Source organism: Desulfosarcina ovata subsp. ovata, from assembly GCF_009689005.1.
Taxonomy (GTDB): Bacteria; Desulfobacterota; Desulfobacteria; order Desulfobacterales; family Desulfosarcinaceae; genus Desulfosarcina; species Desulfosarcina ovata.
In genome coordinates this window covers 6,849,486-6,860,402 of sequence record NZ_AP021879.1, presented here as the reverse complement: position 1 = coordinate 6,860,402, position 10,917 = coordinate 6,849,486, and the positions used below count along the sequence as shown (strand labels likewise).

At 49.1% G+C, this 10,917-nt stretch carries 9 protein-coding genes; 6 read left to right on the top strand and 3 right to left on the bottom strand.

The annotated features are described in order from the left end of the window. Positions 1–484: 484 nt before the first annotated feature. From GN112_RS30145 to GN112_RS30135, 3 genes are all read right to left on the bottom strand, one after another. Positions 485–976, bottom strand: coding sequence for a hypothetical protein (locus GN112_RS30145; protein WP_155313530.1), 492 nt, complete (start codon positions 974–976; stop codon positions 485–487). A 55-nt stretch (positions 977–1,031) separates the two neighbouring features. Continuing rightward, on the bottom strand, positions 1,032–1,205 hold the full coding sequence (locus tag GN112_RS30140; protein WP_155313529.1) for a hypothetical protein: 174 nt from the start codon (positions 1,203–1,205) through the stop codon (positions 1,032–1,034). A 450-nt stretch (positions 1,206–1,655) separates the two neighbouring features. Beyond that, positions 1,656–4,808 carry a TOTE conflict system archaeo-eukaryotic primase domain-containing protein gene (locus tag GN112_RS30135; protein WP_231717178.1) on the bottom strand — a complete coding sequence of 1,051 codons (3,153 nt, stop codon included), beginning with the start codon at positions 4,806–4,808 and terminating at the stop codon, positions 1,656–1,658. A 283-nt stretch (positions 4,809–5,091) separates the two neighbouring features. Here GN112_RS30135 and GN112_RS30130 point away from each other — a divergent pair, with 283 nt between their 5' ends. The 6 genes from GN112_RS30130 (at position 5,092) to GN112_RS30105 (ending at position 10,909) form a co-directional block, all read left to right on the top strand. Then, the gene (locus tag GN112_RS30130) at positions 5,092–5,718 is read left to right on the top strand and encodes a class I SAM-dependent methyltransferase (protein WP_155313528.1); all 627 of its coding nucleotides are present in this window, start codon (positions 5,092–5,094) and stop codon (positions 5,716–5,718) included. A 45-nt stretch (positions 5,719–5,763) separates the two neighbouring features. Next, the gene (locus GN112_RS30125) at positions 5,764–6,156 is read left to right on the top strand and encodes a DUF2784 domain-containing protein (RefSeq protein WP_155313527.1); all 393 of its coding nucleotides are present in this window, start codon (positions 5,764–5,766) and stop codon (positions 6,154–6,156) included. A 51-nt stretch (positions 6,157–6,207) separates the two neighbouring features. Further along, on the top strand, positions 6,208–7,701 hold the full coding sequence (locus GN112_RS30120; protein WP_155313526.1) for a succinyl-CoA:acetate CoA-transferase ScpC: 1,494 nt from the start codon (positions 6,208–6,210) through the stop codon (positions 7,699–7,701). Positions 7,702–8,156: 455 nt separating this feature from the next. Further along, positions 8,157–8,693, top strand: a complete 537-nt coding sequence (locus GN112_RS30115; RefSeq protein ID WP_155313525.1) for an acyl-CoA dehydrogenase family protein — start codon at positions 8,157–8,159, stop codon at positions 8,691–8,693. Positions 8,694–8,781: 88 nt separating this feature from the next. Continuing rightward, positions 8,782–10,176, top strand: coding sequence for an IS66 family transposase (gene tnpC / locus GN112_RS30110; RefSeq protein ID WP_155308543.1), 1,395 nt, complete (start codon positions 8,782–8,784; stop codon positions 10,174–10,176). 37 nt (positions 10,177–10,213) lie between these two features. After that, entirely contained in the window at positions 10,214–10,909 is a 696-nt protein-coding gene (locus tag GN112_RS30105) for an acyl-CoA dehydrogenase family protein (protein WP_331457574.1), read from the top strand. Positions 10,910–10,917 lie beyond the last annotated feature (8 nt).

Here is a 10,917-nt window from a genome sequence, read left to right as displayed (position 1 = left end):
GAACCATTCGTACCAAAGATTGTAGAGGCGCTATTATTGTTACTCGTTTGAATTGATACCGGAGAAGACATGTTGTCGTATCCAAGATTAAATATTCCCATAACAAGGCTCTGAAAGGCATATGTATCCACGACTGTTAGCGGATTCTCCGAAGTTACTCCCATCCAAGCCCAGGCGTTAGTTACATAATCGCATTCGGCACTGTAAAGCGCCACAGTTGAATCAAGATCGCTAACATTGACGCCGGAATAGAGTACCACTTCTTTTTGGGTAAGATCCACTCCCACACCCAGATCATAACCGGTTTCCACGCCGGTTTCCGTGTTATAAATGGAGAGAGCCAGAGAACTTGGTAGACCATAATCGAAATCGGCAAAAGCATTACTCGTAAGTACAAAAACAGCAATTAAAGCAATGGCGATCTTTCTCATTATGTCTATTATCCGGTAATATTTTATGGCAAAATCAACATTGATTTTAAAAATCAATCATTCATTACTTGATCTAGTGTATATTTTAGACTGCCGGCATTTGGCCTACCATAATAACGCAACATGATCGTAGTCCCTTCCATTTTCCAGGCCAGCATTTTCATTTTTTTGTTTTTTATCGTCGGGGGCCCAAAAACCGATTCCAGCTGTCTGATCAGACGACCAAGGTTCTCATAACCCGAGAATTGGATATCGACGCCTGAAAATGCATCATCGACAAAAATGTACTCGAGATTATCGACGTCGACATCACCGAATTTGAGTTTTTCGGGTTCACGCGTAGCCCATTTCCATCGCCCATTCCCCCTGGGAATGATGGTTAAATTAGGTATGCTTTCAAGCGGCGTGTTCCATGCGATATCCCGGAATCCAGAAACGGGACTGATATCGGATACGGTTGCCGCACAACCCGCAACCATAAAGGTTATGAGAACAATCAAAGCTGAGAAGCGCATGGCCTTTAAACGAGTAAAAAAATCCCACAAAACGGTTCGTTTCCTTTCGTTCCAGATACAAAAATCGGTCTAATCGCAAAGCTCCTCATTTTTTTAAAATCTCCTCAAACTTCTCTACTCGGCCAATATTGCCTTGAGAGAAATTGACTCTTATATAACCGGTAAATTTCTCAGTACGAATATTGGCGAGATACTCGTAAAGCTGCTCGAGTTTGTCCGGCTTTCCTGTTTTCGGCTTTCTAATGATTTCAGCGGGCATTGGTTGTCCTGAATGGAAAAACAATTTTATTCCAATCCAATAGATACGCATGCGTTACCGTTGGATGACGGAAGTCCGGTTTTCCAAAATTGTACTGAATTGATGTTGATTATGACCCCGACAGCGGGTCTTCGGAAAAATTTTCGGTGAAAAATGTCAACCCTAACGTCTCAAGCGTCAGGATTAACGTTGTTTAGGATCTGTGTGTTAAATTTCGATTAGCAGGGTGTGAATATTTGATTAGATGAGTTAAAAAGTGTAAAATCAGTGTAATTACAAATGATTGTCAATTACTCTTGAACCAGTCGAATTTCAATAGTCACTACCGCTTCTTTTTGTGTGTGACTATGTGTGTTATGCTACGGCAACTCCGGTTTCATAATAGTCAGCGAGGTCACCAAGGCGCTCGGTTGAAGGTGGTGTGATGCACTTAGGAACCACTTCTTCAGATCATTCCCTATCGACGCTCTTCATCAATTCATTCGCGATATTGGAACTTTTGATGCGCATGATGCTTTCCTGTGCGCTCCCATAGCTCAACAGATTGATACTGCCGTACCACACGATTCTTTGATCCATAACTGCAAATTTTTGGTGGATATTGGATTTGAAAACGACACTGGCGTTGCAATCTGTCAACAGGTCCAATGTCTTTTGGATGGAGACCTGATCTCTCGGTTTAAAATCTTCCTTAGGACGGGTAACAATTAAAACACGAATCTTCTTGTCAAATGCCACGTTCAGGTGTTTTGTCATTTGAAGCGTGCGCATTTTTCTGACGAACGGACTTACAATTAGAAGCTCTCTCTTTGCGGCGTTGATATCCTGATTGAAAACAGGCAGAAAATTATCTTTATCAAAGATAATATCCAAAGGTGTGTCATTCAGCTCCTCGCCTTTGGCCTTGTATCCCATGGAAGCGTAGCCATTGAGGCGCTTTTGATACATCTTTTCCAGCATCTTTACCTGGATATCCACATAATCGTAAATTTTGACCTTTTTTTTTGTCTCGTACAATCGGTGGAGTCGCCCGGCATATTGCTGCAAGGTACCTTTCCATGATATCGGCATGGCTAAAAAAAGAGTGTCGAGACGTGGTTCGTCAAAACCTTCTCCGATAAAATGACCGGTAGCCACCAGGATGATATTCCTGTCGGCAGGAATGTCAGCAATGCCTTGAAAGATTTCCCGAGTGGCTTTTCTCCCCATTCCGCCCGTCAGAGCGATAACATTCGGTACTTTTTCCTTCAGTCTTTTGGCAAGCCATTCAACATGGGCGGTTCTGAGGGTCAGTACAATGCAGTTCCTGCCCTGATGATAGTTGTTCAGCACATCGTCAATAATCTGCTGATTGCGAAAATCGCTTTCCATGATTTCGGTATATAATTGCTGGATGGATACTTCTTGTTCGTCTATATCCAGCGGAACCCGCAATGATGTGAAACGGGGAACGATGTAATGCTCAAACGGCCTGTTTTCCGCCTGCTTTTTGGGATTGTCCCGATATCGAATGGGGCCGCAATGCATGAACAGAATCGGATGATGCCCATCTTTTCGTGTTGGCGTTGCCGTCAGGCCGTAAATGTATTTGGCATTGGTGGTTTTCAAGATTTGTTCATAGGTGAATGCCGATGCATGGTGGCACTCGTCGGCAATGATCATTCCGTAATTTTTCACGCATTCCTTAACCTCACCTTTTCGGCTGAGCGATTGCATCACGGCAATATCAACAATGCCGCTTAGAGAATTTTTCCCGGAGCCCAATTGGCCGATCACGCTTACTTTCTTTTTCCGCCCTCTTTTCTTGGCTTGGGTGGCGGGCTGCTCCGGCAACGGCTCATTCACAACCAGGAATTCCGACAACCGTTCTTTCCACTGCGACAATAGGCTGACCTTATCAACCAAGATCAGCGTATTCACTTTTTTCTCGGCAATCAGCTTAATCGCCACAATTGTTTTCCCAAATGCTGTCGTGCCTGAAAGGATTCCGGTATCGTTCTGCAACAGGTGATTGAGGGCCAAGGATTGTTCATCTCGGAGCTGGCCATTGAATTCCACATCAATCCTTCTCCCACTAATTCTTTTATCGCAAATCCGAATTTCAATTCCCAATTCTTCCAGTTCGGAGACCAACTCAGTCTCGCATCCTCTTGGCAAACACAGGTACGCATTTGTTTCATCTGCACAGGAGATGACGCGTGGATGCCCATAGGTCGGTAAACGCATGGCTTGCTGTTTGTAAAACATCGGGTTTTTAAAGGACGCGAGCCGTTTTAACCGATTCATCGCTTTTTGGGAGACACCCGCTTTTGGGATAAACAGCATATTTGCTCTGACGATTTCGATGCACTTCGGGAAATCATCTCTCTGCAAATCGATTTTGGTTTTCGGGGGTTCCCATGGTTTTTCAGAACCATCTTCTTCATCCTGTTTCAAGACGCCCAGTTCATGAACTTCGCCAAGCTCGGAAAGAACCTCTTCAAGTCGGCCTTGAGATATTCTTTGGATTGTGGATAGGAACGCCCATTGGTCCTCATGGGATTGGAAATGCTCATCGACAAACTCACTATTGGATTTCTCTCTGGCCGTTTTTTGTAACGGCAATGCAATCAGATTACCCAATCCCCCTTTGGGCATAGTATCCTGACTGGGAAACAGCCGATCATAGGACTTGAATTGTATTGCATGCCTTTTGTTCATGGCAGTAGTAAGCAGAATCGTGCCAAATTTACGTGCCAAGGCAGAGGAAACCGGGGTTTCGAAAAAAAACCAGATATGCCCGCCGTTGCCGGAACGTGACCGCTCAACGGCAACGGGAATAGCGAGTTCAATACAGACATCTCTGAAAACGGAAATATCACTTTGCCAGTCTGTTTCGTCAAAATCAACGGCCAAAAAGTGGCATGTTTCATCCTGTAGCATTGGATAGACGCCAACAACGATGTTCCCTCTCAGATGATTTTCAATGGCATTTTCATCCAGGGCCGCATAATCTTTGTTTTCACATTTTGAACAGGAAATTTTTGGTTTTTTGCACACTCCTGCCTGCCATTGGTTCAGGCAAACCGGTGAATAGCCGGATGTGCCTTTGTTTTTGCTTTCCCATCGCTTCGCATAAACATCACTGCGGCCTTTGAAAAGCGACATAAAAAGATGAATCTTGGCATTGGAGTCCGACTTATTATCAACATCTGTTTTGAAATTATTCGTAATGGATTCGTCGCAAGCCTTTTTCTCAACGTTTTTTATTTCTTCAGGAGCCTTCCCGGAGGTCTCGGACGTCAGCAGCTCCAGTTGAGCTTTCAAGCGGCTATTTTCTTTTGTTAATCGTTCTACCTCTTCCAATAAGACAGTATATTTCTTCAGCAATTCCTTATGGTCCATCCGCCAAGTCAAATCGTTGCCTCCAGGTAAGGCTGGCGGAAAGAAATAATTCCACCATCCTGCTTGTCTTTGTGCCCATCTACCGTGTTGCCGCCACAGGCACATATTCCCGATATGCACCGGTGGCGGCGCCTTGTAGACGACCCCAAATCCGGCGCGATCTGGGGGAATTATTTTTTTCCGCCAGCCTAAGGCATCATAATATTTTTCACCCGACATACTTTTGCGTATGTGAGCAACTTATCAAGATGTGGAAATAATATGTCTGTTTTTCATCTAAAAAGAAATGGGAAATTTCCAAAGCCGTTGTCTACCAGAGATGGATGACTTTATAGAAGTTATGGCGGTTGGAAAAAGGCGATCACCAGCATTTCGGTGAACATGAAATCGTCACACCGGTGTGCAGAGCTACTTCCCGAGGCAATCTCCTTTTCGTCGCGGTATCGGTTGACATCCCCAGCAAAAAGTCGGAATATCCGTATTGTTGAAGGGACCTGCCGCCATGGGTAAAATCAGACGCAACTATTACGACCTGTTTTCGAAATTCTATGACCGGTTTATCGCCATGCACGCCACCGACGGGCAAGGCGCTTTGCGTGATATCCTCGCCGAACACACCGCCGCCGGGCCTGGAGATATCGTGCTCGACATCTGTACCGGTACCGGTGCGGCCCTGAGGCCCCTGGCCGCCCGGGTGGAAAACACGGGCGTGGTCGTGGGGCTCGATTTTTCATCGGGGATGCTCAGGGCGGCCCACGAAAAGACGCGGAGCAACGCTCGGGTCTGCCTGGTGCAGGCGGACTGTTCCCGGCTGCCGTTCAAAACCGGTGTCTTTGCCGCCATTACCTGCTCCCATGCCTTCTATGAACTGAAAGGCAAAACGCAGGTCAAGACGATAGAGGAAATCAAGCGCTGCCTCCTGCCGGGAAAGCCTTTTTTGATGATGGAGCACGAGGTTCCTGAAAACCGACTGGTACGGCTGCTTTTTTATATCCGGCTGATGTCCATGGGCCGGGAAAGGGCTGTTCAAATCCTGAAGCATGAGCTGGTTTTTCTGAAACGACATTTCCGCCACGTCAAGAAAACGACCACGATAACCGGCAGATCGAAAATCTACACCTGTATCTGATGGTCCGTTGGTATCCCCATTAAAAGATGAACGGAAAGACGGCAGATGGTTTACCGCATATTGGCAGATCTGGTCCTGATCGTCTATTTTGCCGCTGTCATTTTCGCACTGTTTGGTGCATTCGGCGTGCTCCAATGGCGCCGCTTGATCGTATTCCATGTCCCCGTCGCGCTTTGGTCTGCATGTGGGATGCTCACGGGCTGTTTTTTCCCGCTGGGCCCGCTTGAGCACGGGTTGCGTTTAAAAGCCGGTATGGCCATTGATAAAATTGGCGTTGTTGAGCAATATCTGACGCCTTTGCTTTATCCAACGCCGCTTAGCCGGCATTTTCAATTCCTTCTGGGAGCTGTTGTTCTTGTTGTCAATGGTGTGATCTATTCCTGGATACTCTGGCGGCGCCCCAAACCCCGTAACCGTCAGGCGTTAAACGGGAAATGATACAGTGAACTTCACATTGATCTGGCTGAAGAAAATAAAACGGAGCATAAAATGCTGGAAAAACGGATTCGCTTGAAACATCTTCTGGATAAAGTCACTGATCCGGACACGGCATGTCGCCACATTCAAAATGGAACCAATGTATTTATTTCCGGTTTTACCGCGGGCTATCCGAAACTGATTCCCCAGGCGCTGGTCCGCCGCGCCAAAGATGGAGACCGTTTCAAAATCAATTTGTTTGCCGGTGCATCCACCGGAGATGCCGTGGATGGCATTCTGGCCGAAGCCGGCCTGATCGCCTGGCGGCGGCCTTATATGAGCAACCGTGGCATGCGTGAGAAAATCAACCGTGGTGAGATCCGTTTCAAGGACGACCATCTTTCAAGGTTGTCCGCCCAAGTTCGCGACGGTGGCTTGGGAAAAGCCCATGTGGCTGTCGTGGAGGCCATCGCCATCACCGAGAAGGGCCACCTGATTCCCTCCATGTCCGTGGGCAATACGCCGACCTATGTTCAGGAGGCCGAGAAGATCATCATCGAAATCTCTTCGGAGCCCCCCGAACTGGAGGGAATCCATGATATTTTCATCCCCGAGGATCCGCCCTATCGGATGCCCATTCCCATTTACCGCAGCGGAGATCGTATCGGCAAACCGTCCATCGAGATGGACCCGAACAAGGTTGTGGCTATTCTCTATAGCCGGGAGGAGGACAGCTGTGCCGTATTCAATGAGCCGGGAACGGTATCGCAACGCATCGCCGAACACATCCTGGATTTCGTCGCCCACGAAATTCGACATGACCGCATGCCTCCTGCCCTGCCCTGGCAGTCCGGCGTGGGCGATGTGGCCAATGCGGTACTGAGCGGATTCATCGACAACGACTTCTTCCAAAACATTGATATCTATTCAGAGGTGTTGCAGGATGCCGTCCTGGATCTGATTGATCTGGGCAAGGTGCGGGCCGCTTCCGGCTCTGCCATGACGCTTTCACACAAAGCCAGAAACCGTTTTTTCAATGAGATTTACCGCTATCGAGATAAAATCGTGCTTCGACCGGTAGAAATATCCAACTCACCGGAAGTGGTCAGACGATTAGGCGTTATCGCCATCAACACGGCCATCGAGGTCGACATTTATGGTCAGGTGAACTCCACCCATGTGATGGGTTCCCAACTGATGAACGGCATCGGTGGATCCGGCGATTTCATCCGCAACGGCGCTTTGTCGTTCATCGTTACCCCCAGTACGGCCAAGGGGGGGAAAATCTCGGCCATCGTGCCCATGGTCTCCCACGTTGATCACAGCGAGCACTCGGTGGACGTGGTCGTCACTGAGCACGGGCTGGTGGATACCCGTCCCCTGACCCCTCGCCAGGTGGCCGAGCAGGTAATCAAGCGTTGCGCCCATCCTAACTATCGCGACCTACTATGGGACTATTACCAGCAGGCCATCCGGGCCTCGGGCGGTCACGAACCGCATATCCTGAGCGAAGCGTTCAGTTTTCATGAACGCTTTATGGCCACCGGGGATATGCAGGTTCGATAAAGCAGGAGAAAAGCAACGTACCCCTTTCGGGGAAATATCCATGTCCACGAAGTCACCCTAATTTTCGGGTGACTCCCTTAGAACATGAGACCGTCAAATTTGTAGGTTTAAACATTACCGCCCATCAGGCAATCGGCAATATGAAAATCGGTTGCTGACCGATTGAATCTTTCCCCCCCGTTAATTAGGATCGGGGATGAAATGAATTGGACGTAATTGCGCCGGGCTTGTGTTCGTCTTCAAGGCGCATCAAGGGTTGCATACCGGGAGTATGTGGCCGTTGATGCAACGCGGAAGACGGGCGCAAGAACAAGCAATTTTGTTTAATTAATAAAATTCCCGATCCTTAGGGTACAGGCAGTACATTCACCTGCGTTTTCATGCAACCGGACAGCCCGTCTCTGCAAAGTGATTCCCCCATCCCCGGTCCGGACGATAAAAAAAAAGGAGGCAATATGGAGTTTGCACTAACCACCGAACAGCAACAGATCCAGAAAGCGGTCAGGGACTTTGTCAAAGGCGAATTCGACAAAAACCTGATCGCCGAGATGGAAGCCAACCACCAGTATCCCGAAAAAATATGGAAGAAGGCCGCTGACCTCGGTTTCATCGGCATCCATTTTCCCGAAGCCTACTCCGGCCAGGGGATGGGTGTCATGGAGAACATCCTGGTCGCCGAAGCACTGTGCGCAGGGGACTCCACCGTCGGGGCCTGCCTGATTCTGGCCGACTTTGCTTCCGAAATCATCCTGCATTTCGGCAGTGACGCCCAGAAAGAGACCTGGCTGCCCAAGGTGGCCGAAGGTGACGTCCTCTCCTGCGGGGCCTTCACCGAGCCGGATCATGGTTCCGACATCACCTCGCTGAATACGGTGGCGGTGAAGGATGGCGACGATTGGGTGATCAACGGCAGCAAAATTTTCGTAAGCGTTCACGGGGTATATTGGGCGCTCAATCCGGCGCACTTTTTTCGCTCCGCTAACCTCTCGTAATTTCAATATTTTTATACAAAATCAATAACTTATTGAAATAATTAAAAATATCTAGACTTTCCATTTCTAGTATGCTATCGTGCTTTTCATGAAGCCCGATAGACCCATTTCAGATGCCGATTGGCAAGCTACTGCTGAACCGGTACGCCAGTACATCGTTTCTTTGGAAGATGAGCTGCGGGCGATTAAAACTCAAAACGACAAGCTGGAGAAAAACAACGAGAAGCTTGAAAAGCAAAAACGCCAAAACTCGACCAACTCCAGCAAACCGCCCTCATCCGATCCGCCCTATAACAAACCCAAACGCGAAAAGCCCAAAGGCGAACGCAAGCCGGGCGGACAAAAAGGACACCCGGGGCATGGGCAAATGCTGCTAACGCCCAACAATACTCAAAATGTGATGCCCGAGTGCTGCGGTTGCGGTCTCCATTCATCGGATTGGGATAATCTGCGACCCTTTCATACTCACCAACATATCGAATTGCCTGAAATCGAGATGGACATCACCCATTTTGTTCTGCACCAAGGTCAATGCCCTGGGTGCGGCAAGATTGTCAAAGCACAGGTTCCGGAGGCGTTTAGCACCGGCTACGGCCCGCGGTTTTGTGCGTTTATCGCCGAACTGAGTGGTATCAAGGCCATGAGTCGGAGAAATGTGCAGCAACTGGTCCACTCCGTGTTTGATATCAAAATCGCCACCGGCACGATCCAAAAGGTTATCGACCGCGCTTCCGAGGCCATTGCCTCCACCTATGAGCGTATCGGCCAGGTGGCCCGCAGCAGTGAGTGCAACTTCATCGATGAAACCAGTTGGTTTAAAAAGCACAATCTGCAATGGCTCTGGGTAATGGTCAATACGATGGTGGCCTTTTTCCGCATCGATCCGAAAAGATCCAAACAGGCCTTTCTCGAACTGATCGCCGACTGGAAAGGCATCTTGATCAGCGATGGTTATCGCCTTTATTGCAAATGGGTCCATGGCCGGCAAACCTGCCTGGCCCATTTGATCCGAAAGGCCAAGGCGTTAATCGAGAGTAGAAAACTCAACGAAAGGCGAGGCGGCAAGTTAATCTTGGCACATTTGAATACCCTGATCGAATTTTCAAAAAACAAACCGCCACCTTTAAAATGGGAGCGTTTTTATAACTCCTTGTTGCTCATCCTCAGCCTTTTTGAAGACGACACCGACGGTGCCGGTCGCCTGGCCAGGCAAATAATACGAGAAATTGACGCATTGTGGACCTTTCTCGAACATGATGGCGTCGAACCCACCAACAACCGTGCCGAACGCTCTCTGCGCTTTGGCGTGCTATGGCGCAAATGTAGTCTGGGAACGCAAAGCGACAAAGGCAACCGCTGGGTCGAACGAATCTTGTCTGTAAAAGAAACCTGCCGACTGAGAGATAAAGCCACATTTCCGTTTATAGTCGAATGCCTGGAATGTTACTTTGCAGGCATCTCTGTTGATGTGAGTTGGATCTAAGCCTCTCTTCAGCTAATAGCCCCGTGACCGTTTACAAATTTTCATCACCAACGGCGGGCCGCTGGCCGGCTTCTACAGTGTATTGTGCCAGACCGATCCCGAGGCCAGCCCAGGCTACCGCGGCATGAGCCTGATCCTGGTGGAGGCCGATCGCACCGGTGTCTCCACCACCGACGTCGGCGCCAAGATGGGCATCCGCATGATGCACACCGCCGAGGTCACCTTCAAGGATGTACGGGTGCCGTCGAGCAACCTGATCGGCAAGGAGAACAAGGGCTTTTACCAGGTGCTCGAGTTTTTTGACGAAAGCCGCATCCTGATTGCCGCCCAGGCCCTGGGCACGGCCCAGGGGGCCTTTGACCGCGCCCTGGCTTACATCAAATCCAGGGAGCAGTTCGGCCGCAAGATCGCCCAGTTTCAGGTGAACCAGCACAAACTCGCCGACATGGCCACCAAAATCGAGATGGCCCGTCTGATGACCTACAAGGCTGCCTGGAATTTCGATCAGGGACGCATCGATCCCAAGCTGACCAGCATGGCCAAAATGGCCGCGGCCAGGGCCGCCGTGGAAGTATGTGACGAAGCCATCCAATTGCTCGGCGGCTACGGTTACATGCAGGAGTACGAAGTGGAGCGCTTTGCCCGGGATGCCAAGATCACCGAACTCTACGAAGGCACCCGCGAAATCCAGAAAAACACCATTGCCAGTGCACTGCTGGGAAAACTCAAGTAATCATCCCC

Bases quoted from the DNA above. Each gene is read 5' to 3' on its own strand.
- GN112_RS30140 (WP_155313529.1), bottom strand. From the start codon at position 1,205: ATGCCCGCTGAAATCATTAGAAAGCCGAAAACAGGAAAGCCGGACAAA.
- GN112_RS30135 (WP_231717178.1), bottom strand. From the start codon at position 4,808: ATGTCGGGTGAAAAATATTATGATGCCTTAGGCTGGCGGAAAAAAATA.
- GN112_RS30130 (WP_155313528.1), top strand. From the start codon at position 5,092: ATGGGTAAAATCAGACGCAACTATTACGACCTGTTTTCGAAATTCTAT.
- GN112_RS30125 (WP_155313527.1), top strand. From the start codon at position 5,764: ATGGTTTACCGCATATTGGCAGATCTGGTCCTGATCGTCTATTTTGCC.
- GN112_RS30120 (WP_155313526.1), top strand. From the start codon at position 6,208: ATGCTGGAAAAACGGATTCGCTTGAAACATCTTCTGGATAAAGTCACT.
- GN112_RS30115 (WP_155313525.1), top strand. From the start codon at position 8,157: ATGGAGTTTGCACTAACCACCGAACAGCAACAGATCCAGAAAGCGGTC.
- tnpC (WP_155308543.1), top strand. From the start codon at position 8,782: ATGAAGCCCGATAGACCCATTTCAGATGCCGATTGGCAAGCTACTGCT.